General features: G+C 73.7%; 15 protein-coding genes. 1 reads left to right on the top strand and 14 read right to left on the bottom strand.

Going from position 1 to position 17,687, the window contains the following annotated elements; genetic code table 11:
- Positions 1-7: 7 nt before the first annotated feature.
- Genes ABT369_RS21060 through ABT369_RS21095 form a run of 8 tightly spaced genes read right to left on the bottom strand, consistent with a single transcriptional unit; the run spans position 8 to position 8,994 of the window.
- Complete coding sequence (locus ABT369_RS21060; protein WP_350614131.1) at positions 8-1,402, bottom strand: sulfatase family protein; 1,395 nt, start codon at positions 1,400-1,402, stop codon at positions 8-10.
- Positions 1,399-2,286, bottom strand: coding sequence for a carbohydrate ABC transporter permease (locus ABT369_RS21065; protein WP_350614132.1), 888 nt, complete (start codon positions 2,284-2,286; stop codon positions 1,399-1,401). Before ABT369_RS21065 ends, ABT369_RS21060 begins: the two co-directional genes overlap by 4 nt.
- Positions 2,283-3,191: a carbohydrate ABC transporter permease gene (locus ABT369_RS21070; protein ID WP_350614133.1), complete on the bottom strand. Its 909-nt coding sequence runs from the start codon at positions 3,189-3,191 to the stop codon at positions 2,283-2,285. The genes ABT369_RS21065 and ABT369_RS21070 overlap by 4 nt, the downstream gene beginning before the upstream one ends.
- Positions 3,188-4,585: an ABC transporter substrate-binding protein gene (locus ABT369_RS21075; RefSeq protein WP_350614135.1), complete on the bottom strand. Its 1,398-nt coding sequence runs from the start codon at positions 4,583-4,585 to the stop codon at positions 3,188-3,190. Before ABT369_RS21075 ends, ABT369_RS21070 begins: the two co-directional genes overlap by 4 nt.
- Entirely contained in the window at positions 4,582-6,582 is a 2,001-nt protein-coding gene (locus tag ABT369_RS21080; protein WP_350614137.1) for an ADP-ribosylglycohydrolase family protein, read from the bottom strand. The genes ABT369_RS21075 and ABT369_RS21080 overlap by 4 nt, the downstream gene beginning before the upstream one ends.
- Positions 6,582-6,971 (bottom strand): D-ribose pyranase, encoded by a 390-nt coding sequence (gene rbsD, locus ABT369_RS21085; RefSeq protein WP_350614139.1) that lies wholly within the window; start codon positions 6,969-6,971, stop codon positions 6,582-6,584. The genes ABT369_RS21080 and rbsD overlap by 1 nt, the downstream gene beginning before the upstream one ends.
- A complete protein-coding gene (locus tag ABT369_RS21090; RefSeq protein WP_350614141.1) occupies positions 6,971-7,912 on the bottom strand; it encodes a ribokinase in 942 nt (313 codons plus the stop codon). Before ABT369_RS21090 ends, rbsD begins: the two co-directional genes overlap by 1 nt.
- The gene (locus ABT369_RS21095; protein ID WP_350614143.1) at positions 7,909-8,994 is read right to left on the bottom strand and encodes a LacI family DNA-binding transcriptional regulator; all 1,086 of its coding nucleotides are present in this window, start codon (positions 8,992-8,994) and stop codon (positions 7,909-7,911) included. Before ABT369_RS21095 ends, ABT369_RS21090 begins: the two co-directional genes overlap by 4 nt.
- Positions 8,995-9,255: 261 nt before the next feature.
- Here ABT369_RS21095 and ABT369_RS21100 point away from each other — a divergent pair, with 261 nt between their 5' ends.
- Complete coding sequence (locus tag ABT369_RS21100; RefSeq protein ID WP_350614145.1) at positions 9,256-10,059, top strand: SDR family NAD(P)-dependent oxidoreductase; 804 nt, start codon at positions 9,256-9,258, stop codon at positions 10,057-10,059.
- On the opposite strand, the gene ABT369_RS21105 is transcribed toward ABT369_RS21100, so the two are convergent.
- The 6 genes from ABT369_RS21105 to ABT369_RS21130 all read right to left on the bottom strand — a co-directional run bounded on the left by ABT369_RS21105 (position 10,004) and on the right by ABT369_RS21130 (position 17,532).
- On the bottom strand, positions 10,004-12,955 hold the full coding sequence (locus ABT369_RS21105) for an ATP-binding protein (RefSeq protein WP_350614147.1): 2,952 nt from the start codon (positions 12,953-12,955) through the stop codon (positions 10,004-10,006). The two genes, ABT369_RS21100 and ABT369_RS21105, sit on opposite strands and share 56 nt — an antisense overlap.
- 126 nt (positions 12,956-13,081) lie before the next feature.
- Positions 13,082-14,290: a hypothetical protein gene (locus ABT369_RS21110; RefSeq protein ID WP_350614148.1), complete on the bottom strand. Its 1,209-nt coding sequence runs from the start codon at positions 14,288-14,290 to the stop codon at positions 13,082-13,084.
- On the bottom strand, positions 14,287-14,973 hold the full coding sequence (locus ABT369_RS21115; protein WP_350614150.1) for a DUF998 domain-containing protein: 687 nt from the start codon (positions 14,971-14,973) through the stop codon (positions 14,287-14,289). Before ABT369_RS21115 ends, ABT369_RS21110 begins: the two co-directional genes overlap by 4 nt.
- A 63-nt stretch (positions 14,974-15,036) precedes the next feature.
- Positions 15,037-15,276 (bottom strand): DUF6289 family protein, encoded by a 240-nt coding sequence (locus ABT369_RS21120; protein WP_350614151.1) that lies wholly within the window; start codon positions 15,274-15,276, stop codon positions 15,037-15,039.
- Positions 15,277-15,349: 73 nt separating this feature from the next.
- Positions 15,350-16,576: an ATP-grasp domain-containing protein gene (locus tag ABT369_RS21125; RefSeq protein WP_350614152.1), complete on the bottom strand. Its 1,227-nt coding sequence runs from the start codon at positions 16,574-16,576 to the stop codon at positions 15,350-15,352.
- Positions 16,573-17,532 carry a glycosyltransferase family 2 protein gene (locus tag ABT369_RS21130; protein ID WP_350614153.1) on the bottom strand — a complete coding sequence of 320 codons (960 nt, stop codon included), beginning with the start codon at positions 17,530-17,532 and terminating at the stop codon, positions 16,573-16,575. Before ABT369_RS21130 ends, ABT369_RS21125 begins: the two co-directional genes overlap by 4 nt.
- Between the last annotated feature and the right edge of the window lie 155 nt (positions 17,533-17,687).

The raw sequence follows: 17,687 nt of genomic DNA on the forward strand, positions 1-17,687 counted from the left end.
ATCTGGCTCAGCCGAAGCGCAGCTGGTGCTCGGCGGTGGGATCCCAGGTGTTGAGCCCCGGCTGCCCGAACGCGGGCGCCAGGACGTAGTGGTCGAACGTCGACGCCAGCCGCTCGCGCAGCAGCGCGTGGTGGCGGGCCACCTCGCCGGCGGCGGCGGGGTCGTCGACGAGGTTGGTCAGCTCGTAGGGGTCGGCCTCGAGGTCGAAGAACTGCCAGGGCGTGCCGCCATGGGCGTCGCCGAGGACGGTGTACTTGTAGCGGCGGGTCCGCAGCCCCCGCCAGGTCTCGGCGTGGAACGGGATGTTCGGGCGCATCTCGGCGACGAACTCCAGCAGCACGCCGTCGCGGTCGAGCCGGTCGGCCTCGCCGCGGGCCAGGGGCGTGAGGTCCCGGCCGGGCTTCGGGTCGCGCGGGGTGATCCCGGCCAGCCCCAGCAGCGTCGGGAAGAGATCCTCGGTGCACGTCGGCTCGTCGAGCACCCGGCCCCCGCCGCCGACGTTGCCGATGATGAGCGGGGTGCCGATCGACTCCTCCCAGGGCCGCTGCTTGGCCAGCTCCCCGTGGCAGCCGAGCAGCTCGCCGTGGTCGGCGGTGAGCGCGATGACGGTGTCGTCGAGCCTCCCGGCCGCCCGCAGCGCCGCCACGAGCCGGCCGATGTTGTCGTCGAGGTTCTCGATCATCGCGTAGTAGACCCGCAGATCGGCCAGCAGGCCCTCGCCGTGCGGGCCGCGCTTCTTGTACTGCTTGTCCGGCTCGACGTTCTCCCGCAGGACGATGTCGCGGTCGCGCCAGCGCTCGAGGTACTCCGGCGGCGCGGTGAACAGCGGGTGCGGCGGCTCGACGGAGAGCACCGCGGCGAAGGGCCGGTCCCGCGGCGCCGTGGCGTATTCGGTGGCCATCGCGAAGAGGTCGTCGGTCTGGTAGCCGGGCAGCTTGCGCATGGTCGGGTCGTCGTGGGTGCAGTACCAGGTGTCGTACGGGTCGTTGGCGATGTCGAAGCCGGCGAAGTGCCCGAAGCGGCCCTGGAACGGGCGCGGGACCGGGATCCGGGACGCCTTGACGACGGTGTGCCCGGGGTAGTGGCCGAAGTTGCCGTACAGGTGCCACTTGCCGAACATCGCGGTGTCGTAGCCGTGGTCGTTGAACTCGTCGGCGAGGGTGCGCTCGGCCGGCGACATGCGCCACTCGATCGACGGGATGAAGCGGGTGTGGGCGTACTCCCCCGTCATCAGCGTGAAGCGGAACGGCACGCACACCGGGTAGGTCGACGACGCCTGGGTGAAGCGGGCACCGGACTCGGCGAGGGCGTCGATGTTGGGCGTGGAGACGTTGGGGTCGCCGTAGCAGCCGAGCGCCTGGCGGCGCAGCTGGTCGGCGATGACGAGGATGACGTTGGTCATTTGAGGCCGCCGGAGGTGAGGCCAGCGACGAATCGGCGCTGGAGCGTGATGAACAGCAGGAGCACCGGGACGAGCATGAACAGCGCGGCCGCGCTGGTGAGGCCCCAGTCGGTGGAGTTCTGGTCCTGGAAGGACAGGAAGCTGGTCGAGATCGGCCGCTTCGACGGGTCGTGCACGAACGTGATGGCCCAGAAGAACTCGTTCCAGGCCCACAGCCCGACGACGAGCGCCACGGTCATGAAGCCGGGCCAGGCCAGCGGCAGCATCACCTTGCGGGCGATCTGCACCTCGGAGGCGCCGTCGAGCCGGGCCGCCTCGACGAACTCCTTGGGCACCTTGACGAGGAACGAGCGCAGCATCAGGGTCGCGAACGGCGCGTCGGTCGCCCAGTAGATGACCATCAGGCCGAACAGGCTGTCGGTGAGGCGCAGGTCGGCCCAGAGCGAGAACAGCGGGACGACGAACAGCTGCACCGGCATGGTGCTGCCCAGGAACAGGTAGGCCAGCACCCCGCCGCCGCCGGGCACCTCGAGGTGGCTCAGCGCGTAGGCGCCCAGCCCGGCGATGACGCAGGTGCCGAGCATCGCCCCGAGCACCAGGATCGCGCTGTTGCGCATGGTGGTGCTGAAGTCGCCCTGCGACCAGGCGGTGGCGAAGTTGTCGAAGGTGATCGAGGTCGGCGGGGCCAGCGGGCTGGAACCGATCTCGGCGTTGTTCTTGAACGCGTTGAACACCATGATCACGAACGGGCCGACGGCGAACAGCGCCAGCACGGTGAGCACGAGGTAGGCCACCGGGTGGCGGCCGCCGCCCGAGGGCCGTTTGCGCGTGGCCTCGGCGGTCGGCGTGGACAGCTGCTGCGGTGGCGCGACGGTGGCCGTCACTCCTCCCACCCCTTCCGGCGCAGCCAGGCGTAGGCGGCCAGGACGAGGCCGGTGACCGCGGTCATCGACAGCCCGAGCGCGGCGGCGTACCCGGCCGAGTACTGGTTGAACGCCTGGTCGTACATGAGCGTGGAGACCACGTCGGAGGAGTTGGCCGGCCCGCCGTGGGTCATGATGAAGATGTAGTCGAACGCCTTGAGCGACCAGATGACCGTCATCAGCACGATGAACACGAGCGTCGGGCGGATGCCGGGCAGGGTCACCGACTTGAACTGCTGCCAGCGCCCGGCGCCGTCGAGCTTCGCCGCCTCGTAGAGCTGCACGTCGACGTTCTGCATCGCGGCGAAGAAGATGACCGCGAGGAAGCCCCACCAGTGCCAGTCGACGACGAAGTTGACCGCGTAGAGCGACGTCGCCGGGTCGCCGAGCCAGGCCTGGTCGAAGCCGAGCTGGGCGGCGATGCCGCTGTTGGGCGACAGCAGCATCTTCCAGATCGCCGCGTTGATGACGGAGGCGGTGACGTACGGGATGAAGAACAGCGTGCGGAACACCATCCGGAAGCGGCGCACCTGGTTGATGAGGTGCGCGCCGAGCATGCCCAGCGCCATCGGCACGCTGAGGAACAGCACGAACCAGATCGCGTTGTGCAGCAGGGCCTCGTGCACCGCCGGGTCGGTGAACGCCCGGGTGTAGTTGTCGAAGCCGATGAGGTTGGCCGAGCCGATGCCGGTCCAGTCGGTGAACGAGTAGTACACGGTGGCGATCGACGGTCCGAGCACGACGAGCACGTTGAGCACGAGCAGCGGGGCCAGGAACGCCCAGCCCACCAGCGCCCGCCGCCACACCGCCCGGCGCCGGGTCGGGCCCGGTGTGGCGGCGGGTGGTGTGGCGGTCAGCGTGGTCACTGCGACGTCCGCGGCATCAGCTGCGGGATGTTGCCCTGCTGCCGCTCCGCGGTGAAGGTCGTGGCCAGCTGCTTGCAGTACTCGGCCGCGGTGATCTTGCCGGTGAGCACCTGCTCCAGGCCCTCGTAGACGAAGACGTCGGACTTCGGCGGCCACCAGGTCCAGGTGACGTACCCGTAGTTGCCGCTGCCGACCGCCTTGTCGACCTCGGTGAGCACGCGGGCCGCGCGCGGGTCGGTCTTCTGCGGGATCTCGTCGGCCTTGAAGGCGATCGGGATGTTGTACGTGGCGGGCACGTCGGACATGCGCTGCAGGGCGGCGGTGCGGTCGCCGTAGTACCAGTTGAGGAACGCCGCCGCGGCGTCCTGGTTCTTGCTGGCCTGGTTGATGGCGAACGAGCCGCCGATGCCGATCGCGTAGCTGTCCGCCTTCGCGGTCGCCGACAGCGGCGGCATCGCCATCCAGTCCCACTCGTTGGTGTTGTTGCCGGCCTTGCCGAAGAACGCGCCGATGTTGCTCATGTACCACTCGCCCTGCGGGATGGTGGCGACCGTGCCCTTGCCCAGGCCGGCGCCCACCTCGGCGGCCGGCACCGAGAAGTACTTGCTGGCGCCGCCGCCGATCCAGCCCTTGTCGAAGTAGGACTTGAGCAGGCTGACCGTGTCGACGAAGACCGGGTCGGAGAACTGGGTCTTGCCGGTCAGGGCCTGGTAGACCGCGTCGCCGCCGGCGAAGTTGTTCCAGAACAAGGTCATCAGCCACTCGCCGGCCGCGGTCCAGTCGGTGTTGGACGAGCCGAACGGGATGATGCCCTGCCCCATCGCGTCGGCCGCGAACGCCTCGAGGTCGGCGCGGTTCTTCGGCTGGGTCCAGCCCTTCTGGGTGAAGAGGGTCTTGTTGAAGTACAGCAGCATGGTGTCGACCCGCATCGGCAGCGCGTAGAGCTTGCCGTCGGTGGTGAAGGCCTGCACCGCCCAGCCGGCGAGCTTGTCGTTCCAGCCCCACTGCTTGGCGTACGGGGTCAGGTCGGCCAGCAGGTGCGCCTTGCTCCAGGCGATCGTCTGGGTGGCGCTCGGGCCGCGCACGATGTCCGGGCCGGAGCGGGCCTGTAGCGCCGTCTGCACCTGCTGGCGCAGGTCCTGGCCCTTGTAGTAGGTCGTCTTGACGGTGATGTCGGGGTTGGCGGCGTGGAAGGCGCCGATCACCTTCTCGTCGAAGTACTTCTGGTTGGCGTCACCGGTGATGTCGATCCACAGGGAGACCTCGCCCTTGCCGCTGCCCTTGCCGGCGTCCGCGCCGCCCCCGCACGCGGACAGCAGGCTCGGGGCGGCGAGGCCGGCGCCGGCCAGACCGGCGGCGGACAGGAAACGGCGGCGGCTCAACGAAGTGGTCATGACGAAACCTCATTCGGGGGTGTAGGGGTGATCTCGACCCGTTGAGTGGCGGTGCGGCCCTCGGTGACCCGCAGGGCCACCCCTCCCGCGGGGAGCGAGCCGTCCTCGAGGTCGAACAGGGTGTCGCCGTCGACGCCGGCGCGGATGCGGGTGCCGGTGACGGTCAGGGTGAGGTGGTAGGTGGTGCCGTAGGTCCACGGGAACGGGCGCTCGGCGAGCACCGTGTCGCCGCACACCAGCCGGGCGGTGTCCGGCCCGGCCAGCTCGAGCGCGTAGAAGCGGCGCAGGCCCTGGACCCGGGCGGCGAGTCCGGCGGCGGCGGCCAGGTGCGGGGTGACGTCGGCGGTCACCGTGTAGTCGCGCCACTCGAGGGCCCCGGTGACGAGCATGCCGGTGCCGGTGTTCTGCACGATCCGGAACGGCTCCGGCCAGCGGGCGTCGAACCGGTCCAGCGCCGGCACCCAGGCCCGCCGCCACATGGTGCCGCCGTCGTCCGGCCGGGTCAGGGTGACGCCCGGCGCGCCGCTCCAGTCGAGGTCCCGCAGCGTCGCCGGGCCCTCGGTGCACAGCCCAACCGCGACGACCGGCCGGCCGCCGAGGTCCGGCACCGTCCACTCGGCCCGTCCGTCCACGAAGGACGGACCCTCGATCGTGCGTACCTCGTCGGCGCCGGTGTAGTACGACAGCACGAGCCGGGCCGGGCCGTCGCCGTGCGCGACGATTGTCTGTCCACTGTAGAGCGATGGGCTGGCGACGAGCGCATAGATCGGCATGTCGCGCGCCTCGGGCGGGATGAACGTCGGGGTGAGCACGGTCGCCGCGCCGGCGATGGCCAGCCCGTCGCCGTGGTTGACGACACCCGTGCGGCCGTCCTCGGCCCGGAAGCCGTGCACGGAGCCCGGCAGCGCGAAGCCGAACCGCGGCCCGGGGGGCGCCGGTGGTTCCCCGGCCCGGGCCCGGCCCAGGTCGGCCAGGGCGAGGGCCTCGCGGGCGGCGTCGGTGACGCAGCCGCCGCCGTCGGCCGCGGGCAGGTACATGCGGTCGGCGACCGGGCCGCGCCAGTCCTGCCGGGACAGCCCGGCCAGCCCGCCGAACACGCCGCAGATCGCCCCGACGTTGCCGGCGTTGGAGTCGGTGTCCCAGCCGGACGTGCAGACGACGGTCATCGCCCGGTCGAAGTCGCCGCCGCTGTGGGCCAGCGCGGCCACGACGATCGCGTGGTTGGGCACGACGTGGCAGTTGCCGCCGTAGCGGTGGTAGCCGTACTCGTCGTCGATGCGCTTGCGGGTGGCCTTCCAGTCCCCGTCGCGGGCCCAGCCGCGCACGTCGCGGTGGATCTGGGCGATCAGGCAGTCCGGCGGCACCAGCGCGATCGCGGTGTCCAGCAGCGCGTCCATGTCCGTGGCGGTGAACGCCCCGGCGACGAGCGCGGCGACCACCCGGGCCGCGTGGATCGCCTCGCCGTCGTGGCTCACCCGGGCCGCCCGCTCGGCCAGGTCCGCGGCCCCGGCGGGGTCGCCCGGACAGGTCAGGGCGAAGCCCTCGACGAAGATCTGCGCGCCGACCTGCTCGGCGACGACCAGCCCGTTGCGCGCGATCGAGCCGCTCTCCGGCGGCCGGATGCCGGCCCGCATGCGCAGGTAGGCGGTGTGCTCGGTGGAGTTGCCGAGGCCGCCCCACCACAGCACCGACGTGTCGGGCACGATCTGGTCGAGCCAGGTGTCGCCGACGTCGGCGCTGCTCGGGTCGGGCCCGGCGGCGCGCAGGGCCCGCGGGAAGACGAACGTGCCGCTGATGTCGTCGTCGGTGACCAGGAACAGGTGGTGCTTGAGGGCGACGTCGGCGCGGTCGTTGACGTAGTAGGTGATGTCGCCGAGCTCGGCCTGGATCTTGTCGAAGGTCCAGCCCTCGTACGGGCGCCCGAGGTAGACCGCGATGATCTTCCCCAGCACTCCGGCGTAGACGCGCTCGGCGTAGTCGGCAGGCAGAACGGTCATCAGAACGGCACCCCCGCGCGAAGGACGATGTTGGCGTACGGCGTGTCCTCGCCCGTGCGCACGACGGCGCGGGCGTGGGCGGTGCGGGCCTTGAGCTCCTCGTGACCGACGAGCTCCAGCGGCACGTCACCGAGGCCCTCCCGCACGGCGGCGGCGAGCTTCTCGTCGGTGAGCTCCTCGGCCATCGTGGCCGCCTCGACCACCAACTCCCCGAGGACCGGGCGCAGGACCGTGAGGAAGCCGGGCTCGCCGCGGCTGACGACCAGGTCGATGATCTCGACGCCGGCCGGCACCGGGAGCCCGGGGTCGGCCACGACGAGCAGGTCCCCGTGGCCCATCGCCGCGACGACGGCGAGCAGGCGCGGGTGCCAGAGTCCGGTACGGCGCATCAGGACCACCCCCCGGCCAGCGCCTCGACGGCCGCCCGGCCCGGCAGCGCGGCCTGGGCCCCGAGCCGGCCGGTGGCGAGGGCGCCCGCGGCCGCGCCGGTGCGCACCGCGTCGGTCAGGCCGCCGCCGCCCGCGAGCCGGGCCGCGAGCCCGCCGCAGAACGCGTCGCCGGCGCCGGTCGTGTCGACCACGTCGGCCGGGAACGCGGGCTGGTGCCAGTCGCCGGCGTCGTCGGCGGCGACGGCGCCGTCCGCGCCGAGCGTGATGACGCAGGCGTCGGGCCCCTGCTTGCGCAGCGCGGCGGCGACCGCGAGCCAGCCGGCCGGCTCGGCGGGGACCGGGCCGGCGGCCATCGCCACCGCCTCGGTCTCGTTGACCACGAGCACGTCCACGCGGCCGAGCAGGTCGGCCAGGTCCGGATCGTCGCCCTCCGGCGACGGCGCCGCGTTGAGCACGACCCGCGCCCCGGCCGCGCGGGCCGCTTCGGCCGCCGCGAGGCAGGTCGTCACCGGGATCTCCAGCTGCAGCAGCACCACGTCGCCCGGCTCGACCACCGCCGGCAGCTCCGCGAGGCCGGCGGCGGAGAAGCGGAAGTTGGCGCCGGAGGACACGACGATGGTGTTCTCGCCGTCGGCGGCGACGACGATCTGCGCGACGCCGGTGGTCGCGCCGTCCATCGTGGACAGATGGGCCAGCCCGACGCCCTCGGCGCCGAGCGCGGCGCGCAGCTGCGCCCCGAACGCGTCGGCGCCGACCGCGCCGAACAGCAGCGTCAGCACGCCCAGCCGGGCCGCGGCGACCGCCTGGTTGGCCCCCTTGCCCCCGGGCAGCAGCGCAGACTCGCTCGCCCGCCCCAGGATCGTCTCGCCGGGCTCCGGCAGCCGGTCCACCCGCGAGATGACGTCGACGTTGACGCTGCCGACGACGATGACCTTGTTCACCGCGCCCCTCCTTCCTGTTCCGGTGCCTGCTCGTGTGCCTGCTCGTGCTCGTCGGCGGCCTCGCCGCCCGGCGGGTCGGGGCACCCGCAGGAGCCCCGGGCCAGCAGCGTCACCGGCAGCACGGTCAGCTCCCCGGCGTCCGCGTCCCGCTCGGCGTCCATGGCGTCGAGCAGCCGGTCGACCACGACCCGCCCCATCCGCGCGAACGGCTGCGCCATCGTGGTGAGCGCCGGGGTCGTGTAGGCGGCCGCGGCGATGCCGTCGAAGGAGGCCACGGCCACGTCCTGCGGGCAGCGGATGCCCAGCTCCTGCAGGGCCCGCAGGACCCCGATGGCCTGCTCGTCGCTGGCCACGAACACGGCGTCGAAGGCCTGGCCCGCGAGCAGCTCCCGGGCGCCGAGGTAGCCGGCCCGGCGACCGAACGCGCCGTGCCAGACCGACATCTCGCTGGGCCGCACGCCGGCCTCGGCGAGCGCGTCGCGCCAGCCGTTGACCCGCTCGTTGGCCGGGACCACGTCCTGCGGCCCGGAGATGCAGGCGATGGCCCGGCGCCCGTGCTGGAGGAGGTGCTCGACGGCCTTGCGGGCGCCGGCCCGGTTGTCGGCGAGCACGGCCGGGGCCGCGGCGCCCGGGATGCGGCGGTCCAGGGTCACGAACGGCACGCCCGAGCGCAGCAGCTCGGGCAGGCACCCGGCCGGCCCGTGGGCCGGGACCAGGAACAGCCCGTCGACCTGCCGGGCCAGGAAGGTGCGCACGTAGGTGGTCTGGCGGTCGTCGTCCTCGGCCGCGTTGCCCAGCAGCAGCGTGTAGTTCTCGCGGAACGCGGCCTCCTCGATCGCGTGCGCGAGCTGCGCGAAGAAGGGGTTGGAGGTGTCGGGCACGACGAGCCCGAGCGTCATGGTGCGGTTGGTGCGCAGCGAGCGCGCGATCCCGTTGGGGCGGTAGCCGAGCTGCTCGATCGCGGCGAGCACCCGGGCCCTCGTCTCCGGCGAGACGCCCCGCGGCCCGCCGTTGAGCACGTAGCTCACGACGGCCGGCGAGGTACCGGCGAGTTTGGCGACATCAGCACGACGCGTGACCACGCATCCTCCAAGCAACCCGTGTTGCAGTTGATGTGATTGCGAGCATGTGACGAGCACGTTTACACGAGCAACACGTGTTGATTGGCCGTTACCCGATCGTGATCAATACCGTACGGTGCGCGCCAGCCCGGTCACACGACGTGACGGGGGTCACAGCAGCGGCGCCCCGGCGCCCCGTCGGCCGCGGCGATCTCCAACGAAGTTCCAGCCGATTCCCAACCCCGCGGCCATCGTGGGTCGGCACACGACGAAAGGGACTTCATGCGCACCATTTTTGTCACCGGCTCGGTCGACGGCATCGGCCTGCGAACCGCGGCCCAGCTCGTCGCCGAGGGTCATCGCGTGGTTCTGCACGCCCGCGACGAGGACCGCGCGGCGGTCGCCAAGGCGGCGCTGCCGGAGGCGGCCGGGATCGCGGTGGGCGACCTGAGCTCGCTCGAGGAGACCAAGGCGCTCGCCGGGTCGCTGGCCGCGTTCGGACGCTTCGACACCATCGTGCACAACGCCGGGATCGCCCGGCTGGACAGCCCGCAGCGGGAGCTGACCGGCGACGGGCTGGAGTCGACCTTCCAGGTCAACGTGCTCGCGCCGTACCTGCTGACGGCGCTGCTCGCCCAGCCGGAGCGGCTGCTGTTCGTGTCCTCGGCGATGGCCGCGGACGGCGTCGTCGACCTCGACGACCTGCAGGGCGAGCGGCGGCCGTGGAACGGGACCGAGGTGTACTCCACCTCCAAGCTGCTGGACCTGATGCTCGCCGTCGCCGTCGCCCGCCGCTGGCCCGGGACGCTGAGCAACGCGGTCGACCCCGGGTGGGTGCGGACCAAGATGGGCGGCGACGCGGCGCCGACGAGCCCGGACGACGCCGCGCGGGCCCAGGTGCGCCTGGCCGCCGGCACCGACCCCGACGTCCTGGTCAGCGGGCACTACTTCAGCGAGCGCGAGTGGCAGCCGTCCGCGGCCGTCCTGGACCCGGCGCTGCTGGAGAGCCTGCTCGCCCGCTGCGCCGACCTCACCGGTGTCCCACTGCCCGAGGCGTCCGTCCCGCCCGCGCATCCGGCACCGTGACCCCGGGCGAGATCACCCCGGCACCGAGCGCGCGCGGCTGATCCCCGAACGAGGAGTCTCCGAACGAGGAATCACCGAACGGGGGATCCGACCGGAGCCAGGCCATCGTCTGCTCCACCGAGCGATCGCGCCCGCGTGCCTCGGCCGCCGCGAACCGGCCCGGCGGGCTGCCCGGCGGAATCTCCGCGAGGTAGCCCGCCAGCTCGGCGTCCATCGCCTCGGCCTGGTATCCCGCGCGATCGCCCAGCGACCGTACCGTCGCGCGCAGCTCCACCGCGTCCTCGGCCCGGCCCGCGCGGGCCATGAGGTGCGCGTACATCGCCACGCTCACGAGCCACCCGGTCGTGTCCGCGCTGCGGTGGGCCTCCTCGAGCATCCGCCGGACCAGCACCGCGGCCGGGACGGGCCGGTCCAGCGACAGCTCGATCTTGCTCATCAGCCACAGCACGGACACCGTCGCCCAGCCGTGGCCGCACCGGTCGGCCTCGTGCAGGGCGGCGGCCAGCGTCGCCTTCGCCAGCGACGCGGGGCCGCACCGGCGCTGCGCCTCGCCGAGGCACATGAGCGCCTCCGCGGCCGTGGCCCGGTGCCCGACCGACCGGGCGAGGGCCAGGGCCTCGCCCGCGTGCCGCATCGCCACCGCCACGGTGCCGCCGCCGGCCTCGAAGTACGCGATCGTCGCGAGGACCTGCGCCCGGACCCCCAGGTCCTCGGTGGCGCCACCGTGCCGGGCGGCCATCGCCAGCGCCTCCGCGACCTGGTCGAGCGCCCCGCTGACGTAGCGCAGCAGCGCGAGGCCCATGGCCGCGCGGGCGAGCGGCGCGTGCCCGTGCAGCCGCGGATCGGCCCGGCGCAGCGCGAGCTCCAGATAGTGCCGGCCGTCGCCGGCGCGGCCCTGCCGGTACCAGAACCAGTAGAGCCCGCCGCCGATGCGCAGCACGGCCGCCGTGTCCCCGGCCGCGCTCGCCCTTCGCAGCGCCGCCCGCACGTTGTCGCTCTCGATGTGCAGCCGCCGCATCCACCGGGCGCTGCCGGGCCCGCGCAGCTCGTCGCCGGCGACGTCCGCCAGCTCGCCGACCCAGGCGGTGTGCCGGCTCCCCAGCACCTCACGGCGGCCGGCGGGCGTGCGGCGCAGCGCGTACTGCCGGATCGTCTCCAGCATCACGTAGCGCCGGTCGTCGCCGTCGACCACGGTCGCCACGGTCACCAGGGACTTCTCCACCAGGCTGGTCAGGTCGGCCAGGGTGTCGCCGCGCCCGGTGACCGCCCTGGCCGCGGACAACCCGAAGCCGCCCTCGAACACCGCCAGGGCCTGCAGCGACTCCCGCTCGGCGCCGTTGAGCAGGTCGTACCACGAGTCCATCAGGCCCAGCAGCGTGGTGTGCCGCGAGCTGGTGCGCTCCCCGGCCAGCAGCGCGAACCGGTCGTCGAGCCGCTCGAGGATCTGCCGCGGGGACAGGACGCGGCACTGCGCGGCGGCGAACTCGATGGCCAGCGGCATGCCGTCGAGGGCCGCGCAGAGGCGGGCGATCACCCGCCGCTCGTCCGGGCCCGGCGACCAGCCGCTCAGCACGGCGGCGGCCCGCGCGACGAACAGCGTGACCGCCTCGCCGTCGACGCCGCCGGACAGCGGCGGCACCTCGAACAGGTGCTCCCCGTCGACGCGCAGCGACTGGCGGCCGGTGGTCAGCACGCGCACGTTCGGGCACGCGCTGAGCAGCGCGGAGACGAGCGCACCGACCGCGTCGGCCAGGTGCTCGCAGTTGTCCAGGACGATCAGCATCGTGCGCGTGCGCAGCGCCGCGATCAGGGTGTCGAGGCCACCCGTGCCAGTGATGCGCAGCGCCGCGCAGAGCCGCCCGGCGAGCGCCGCGGGCTCGTGCAGGCCAGCCAGCTCGACGAACCACGGGCCGTCGGCGTCGCGGCGCGCGCCGGCCACCGCCAGCGCGAGCCTCGTCTTGCCCATGCCTCCCGCGCCGGTGAGAGTGACCAGGCGGTGCCGGCTCAGCATCTCGGACACCACCTGCCGTTCGCGGGCCCGCCCCACCAGCGCCGAGATCGAGTGCGGCAGGTTGCCCGGGCCCCCGGCGGCCTCGGCGCGCGGCGCCGGCGTGAGCGCCTGGTCCAGGATGTCGTGGTGCAGCCCGGCCAGCTCCGGCCCGGGCTCCACGCCGAGCTCGTCCATCAGGCGGTTCCGCGCCTCCCGCAGCGCCGCCAGTGCGTCCCCCTGCCGGCCCGCCCGGTACAGCGCCCGCGCCAGCAACGCCCAGCCCCGCTCCCGCAGCGGGTGCTCGGCCAGGAACGCCCGCAGCTGCGCGGCGGCCGTCTCGTGCGCGCCCGACTCGATCAGCGCGGCCAGGCGGTGTTCCGCGGCCCCGGTCCGCAGCTCCTGGAGCCGCTGCGACTCCGCGAGGGCGAACACGTGGTCGGCGCAGTCCGCGTACGCCGGCCCCCGCCAGAGGGCCAGCGCCTCGTCGAACCGGGCCAGCGCCGAGCGGGCGTCGCCGCCGGCCAGCAGGTCCCGGCCCCGGGTCACCGCCGCGGCGAACCGGTCGGCGTCGAGCGCGGCCAGCCCCAGCCGCAGCGCGTAGCCGGCCCCGTCGCGGACCAGCACCCGTCCGGGCTGCCGGGGCCGGCGGCCGGGCTCGAGGGCCCGGCGCAGGACGGACAGGTAGCCCTGCGCGGTGATCCGCGCGCTCGGCGGCGGTTCGTGCGGCCAGAGGCAGTCGACCAGCGCGTCGATCGACACGAACCGGCCGCCGGCGATGATCAGGCGGCACAGCAGCGTCCGCGGCGCCGGGCCGCCCGCGGCGACGGCCCGGCCGTCGTGGCGCACGACGGTCGGGCCGAGCACACCGAGCGTCAGGTCCGCCCGGGCATCGGGTGCAGCGGCCATGGTCACCTCACGTGCGGGTCTGGATCTTTCCGAGCCCGCCAGCGTCCCCGATGCACCGTTCGCCTGTCAGCCGCATGTATGACAGCTGCGGGCCCGGAAACGCCGGTGACCGCCCCGCGGCGCCGGTCAGCGCCACTCGACGAAGATCGCGCGGGCGCCCAAGGCGGACAGCTCGCCGGTGCGGTCCACCCGCTGCGGCGTCGCGCCCGGCCCGGTCGCGGTGATCCAGTACTCGCGCTCGGTCCCGGCCGCGCTGAGCAGCACGACCTGCCCGCCGTCCGGCGAGATCACCATGCCGGTGTTGCTCCGGTTGCCGGCGGGGAGGATGGGTTGCCTCGGCGTGCCGCCCGGGGCGTCGACGGCGACCGCCGCCAGGTTGTCGTCCAGGCCGACCGGGCACAGCAGCGTGTTGCCGTCGAGCCAGCCCACGGCGCCCGCGCAACCGTTGTCCGCGGCCTTCGGGGTGGCGGCGGTGAGCGCCGCGGTGCCGGCCGGCACCGCGAAGACGTCGTCGTCGTTGTTGTCCGCGGGCGCCCAGCCGCTGTAGCGCCGACCGTCGGGTGAGACCACGACGTTGTACGCGACCAGGGCGCGCACCGGCTCGCCGACCAGGAACAGCGGGAGGTCGGGCACCCCGCCGGCGCTGCGTTGCGTCAGCCGGTGGTCCCCGCCCGCCGACCGGCTGCCGACCTTCCACGCGCCGTCCGCGCGGTAGGTGAACCACACGTCCGCCCCGTCCGGGCTGAGGACCGCGCGCTGTTCGCGAGGCGTGGAGCCGAAGCCGGCGTCCGTCGCGGTGAGGTCGGTGAGCCGCCCGCCGCGCTCGACGTAACCGGCGTGCGCCGCGCCGCTGCCGCCGTCGCGGATGACCACGGCCATCTTCGTGAAGTTCCGGTCGAACAGGGACCGGATCAGCCGCACGGCCGCCGCGCCGCCCTCGCCGTCGCGCGTGCTGCGGCCCAGCGGTCCCCGCGGGTCGGGCGTGCACAGCGCGACCAGGCCCGAGCGGACCTTCGGGGCGGCGCCGGCCTGCTGCTCGGTGGCCAGGACACCGGCCGGGACCGGGAACTGCGCCGTCGACTCGTGCCGCCAGGTCTTCGGATCCCAGCCGTCCACCGACACCAGCCAGCCGTCGTTCGCGCCGGGCGAGCAGACCGCCGTGACCAGCAGGTCGCGGTCGCGGAACGCCGTCCCCGGCCCGTCGCCCGCCGCGGGTCCGCCGGCGTCCGATGAGCCACAGGCCGCCGGGGCGCCCGCCAGCAGCGCTGCGCTCAGGACCGCGAGGAGTCTCCTGGAGATGGGCATCCGGATCGCGTCCTCCATCTCGGAACTCATGCCGGCCGATGGAGCGCGGCGAGCAGCGATGCCCAGGCCAGGGCGAGCCCGATCGCGAGTGCGAACGCGACGTTGGCGGGGCGCGATCCCTGCAGGGTGAGCAGCAGGCTCCAGGTGACGAGGAAGGCCGCGCCGGTCACGCCGCCGCAGGCCGCAAGGGCGCTCCGGCCGGCCGCGGCGAACCGCCGGGCGAAGACGAAGCAGGCGGCGGCGAGCGCGAGAAAGGCGACCCCGGCGACGAGCAGGTGCGCGGCCGCGTGCCAGCTCATCGTGGCCGGCACGCCCCGCGCCGTGCCCGGCGGGAAGCCGTCGGCGGGATCGGCCCGCAACGCGGCGGCGCCGAGCATCCCGGCACCGAAGACGGCGATCAACCGGGGTCCCCACGTGCCGCCCGGGCCCGCCGCCCGCCCGAGGACCCGGTGCAGCCCGGCCGCACCCGCCACGAACAGCAGGCCGCTGACCGCGAAGTTCGCGATCTGGATCCATCCCTGGTCGCCGTTGCTCAGCATGCTCGCCGGGTGCCGGCTGATGTCGAACCCGTCCCTGGTGAGCGCCTGCAGGACGACCACGACGATGTAGAGCGGCCCGGCGAGCATGCCGCAGGTCAGGAGTGCCTTGGTTGATCCGGCGGTCGATCCGGCGGCCGCCACGGCCGCTCCGCCGGCGTTGTCGAACGTGCGCATGCCGGGACTATGTCAGCCTCGGCTTAATTAAGTCAAGGCTTATACATGCTCCGGCACCGCCGGTCAGCAGGGCGTGAAGAACACCTGCTGGATGCCCGAGGTCACCCCCCAGCTGCCCGCGGGCTGGCCGCAGCCGGTCCACGACTGCCCGATGACCTGGGTCTTCGCCGAGTCGGCGTAGTAGGCGAAGACGATGAGCAGGTCCCCGCCGGGTGGCGGCACCGGGATCGCGCTCGCGGGGGCCTGGGCGCCGGCGATGACGGCGCCGGTGACCACCAGGGCGAGCAGGGTACGGCGGAGCATGTCCTCTTCCCTTCGACGATGGGCTGTGCATCGGCTCGGCCGCGCGGACGGCGGGACCGTCCGCCCGGCGCGTTCAGGCGTCCGGCTCGATGTCGAAGCGCAGGGCCGACTCGGCGGCGGACAGGGACTCGGCCACGGCGGCGCGGCCGGGGCCGGAGGCGAGCAGGTAGCCCAGCTTGGCCCCGGCCCGGGTGTAGGGCACCACGGTGTCGCCCAGCGCCGCGGCCACGACCACGTCGGCGATCCCGGGCACCGCGCGCGCGGCCTCGATCCCGTCGACGCCGACGAGCTTGCCCTCCACCGGCGCGCCGAGCACCCGGAACGCGGCGTGACCGCGCGGCTCGGCGGACACCTCGACGCGCTCGCCGAGCGCCATGCGCACGTACACCTCGGTCGCGTCGACGCCGTAGGCGAGGCCGAGCAGCTCCGCGACGCCGTTGCCGCCGGTGCGCGCGCCCCACTCCCCCACCACGAGGCGGTCGTCGGGGGTGAGCAGCAGGTCGGCGTTGAGGGCGCCCCAGCGGTAGCCGAGCGCGGCGCACAGCTGGTCGAGCACCGGGCGGGCGCGCCCAGACAGGTCCTCAGCCAGGTCTCCGGCCAGATCCCCTGCGTGGTCGCCGCCCGGCATCCAGTGCTCGGTGGTGACGAAGTACGGCGGGTCGGTGAGCCGCCGCTCGGTGACCCCGGTCGCGGCGATCCGGCCGTCGACGACCACGGCCTCGGCGGTGAAGTGCCGGCCGGTCAGGAACTCCTCGACAATGACGACGTCGCGGCGGGAGAACGCGGCGGCCGCGGCGAGCGCGGGGCCGAGGCCGGCGGGCTCGGCGACGCGGGTGATGCCGCGGCTGCCGCTGGAGTCGGTGGGCTTCACCATCAGCGGCCACGGCACCGCGGCGTCGCGCAGGCCCTGGCGCGCCTGCCGGTGCCGGCCCTGCCACCAGCGCGGGCCGGGCAGGCCCAGGCCGTCGCAGACGGAGCGGAAGTAGCCCTTGTCGACCGAGGCGCGCACCGCCTCCTCCGACAGCCCGCACGGCAGGCCCAGCCGGGTGGCCAGGGCGTACTGCGACGGCAGGTTCACGTCGCTGGCCGGGGACACGACGCCGTCGACGCGCCGGCCGCGCAGGGCGGCCACGATCGCGGGGACGGCGAGGGTGCTCACGTTGAGCAGCTCGTCGGCGGCGGCGGCGCCGGGAGCGTCGGCCCGCGCGTCGGCGCAGATGGTGTGCACGCCGAGCGTCCGGGCCAGGCGGAGGGTGCCGAGCGCGCCGTCGGCGCCGCCCAGCACGAGCAGCGTCGTCATGAGGCGGCCGCCAGCCGGGCCGGGCGCTGGGCCGGGCCGGGCTCGAGCAGGTCGGCCGGGGCGATCGGGATGTTCGCCTCGCGCACCAGGAACAGCGGCGTGCGGGGCTGGCCGCGGCCGATGTGCACCAGGTAGCGACCCATCACGGCCAGGGCGGCGAGGGCGATGCCGGCGGCGAGGCAGAGCAGCACCGAGGCGGAGACGCCGGCGAGGGTCGCCGCGAGGCCGGCGAAGGCGAGCAGGGCGGCGAGCAGGCAGGCGGTGACCGCGGCGGCCATGGTCCGGTCGGAGTACGACACGAACAGCTCCACCGAGTGGCGGGCGAGGCCGCGCCAGCGGACCTTGGGCTCGCCCCGCAGCCGGGGCCGGTGCGCGGTCGGCACCGTCGTCCACGCGGCGGTCAGCCGGGGCACGGTGGCCAGGAAGTAGGGGGTGCCCAGGCGCAGGTCGACGATCCGGCGCGCGAGCGAGGCCCGCACGAGCCGGAACGTGGTGGCCCCGGCGGGCAGCTCGATGCCGAGCAGCCGGCGGGCGATGAGGTCGTGGACCTTCGAGGAGACGCGGCGCGACCAGCGGTCCTTGCGGTCCACCCGGATGCCGAAGACGGCGTCGTAGCCGGTGCGCGCGGTCTCGATGAGCCGGCGGCCCTCGGCCGGGGGGAATTGCAGATCGGCGTCGAGATGCAGGATCCAGTCGTTGCGGGCGTAGCGGTATCCGGCCGAGAACGCCGGTTCCACCCCGAAGTTGCGAGTAAAGGATAAATAGGACACGCGGCGATCCCGGGCGGCCAGGGATCGTATTCGATCCAGCGTCTCGTCGGTGCTCCCGTCGTCCACGAAGAGGATTTCGAGGTCATCGAATCCGGCCAATTCGGTCACGATCTCCTCGTAGACCGGGCCGATGTTCTCCTCCTCGTCAAGGCAGGGAACGACGACCGTCAGCGTAAATGGATGCACCTGTAGGCCTTCCATCGTCACGGGGGTTGCACCGATCGCAGCGATGACTGCTGTCAATATCAATACCATCGTCGGACTTCCGATCCAAACGATCGTTTGAAACGATTACGATCAATGATCAAGGCGTCCACCGACGACGGGACTCTTCAATGTAT

The organism is Dactylosporangium sp. NPDC000244, from assembly GCF_040300725.1.
GTDB lineage: Bacteria > Actinomycetota > Actinomycetes > Mycobacteriales > Micromonosporaceae > Dactylosporangium.

Excerpts from the sequence above, each read along its gene's own strand:
- ABT369_RS21060 (WP_350614131.1), bottom strand. The coding sequence starts at position 1,402 with ATGACCAACGTCATCCTCGTCATCGCCGACCAGCTGCGCCGCCAGGCG.
- ABT369_RS21075 (WP_350614135.1), bottom strand. The coding sequence starts at position 4,585 with ATGACCACTTCGTTGAGCCGCCGCCGTTTCCTGTCCGCCGCCGGTCTG.
- ABT369_RS21080 (WP_350614137.1), bottom strand. The coding sequence starts at position 6,582 with ATGACCGTTCTGCCTGCCGACTACGCCGAGCGCGTCTACGCCGGAGTG.
- rbsD (WP_350614139.1), bottom strand. The coding sequence starts at position 6,971 with ATGCGCCGTACCGGACTCTGGCACCCGCGCCTGCTCGCCGTCGTCGCG.
- ABT369_RS21100 (WP_350614145.1), top strand. The coding sequence starts at position 9,256 with ATGCGCACCATTTTTGTCACCGGCTCGGTCGACGGCATCGGCCTGCGA.
- ABT369_RS21105 (WP_350614147.1), bottom strand. The coding sequence starts at position 12,955 with ATGGCCGCTGCACCCGATGCCCGGGCGGACCTGACGCTCGGTGTGCTC.
- ABT369_RS21110 (WP_350614148.1), bottom strand. The coding sequence starts at position 14,290 with ATGAGTTCCGAGATGGAGGACGCGATCCGGATGCCCATCTCCAGGAGA.
- ABT369_RS21115 (WP_350614150.1), bottom strand. The coding sequence starts at position 14,973 with ATGCGCACGTTCGACAACGCCGGCGGAGCGGCCGTGGCGGCCGCCGGA.
- ABT369_RS21120 (WP_350614151.1), bottom strand. The coding sequence starts at position 15,276 with ATGCTCCGCCGTACCCTGCTCGCCCTGGTGGTCACCGGCGCCGTCATC.
- ABT369_RS21125 (WP_350614152.1), bottom strand. The coding sequence starts at position 16,576 with ATGACGACGCTGCTCGTGCTGGGCGGCGCCGACGGCGCGCTCGGCACC.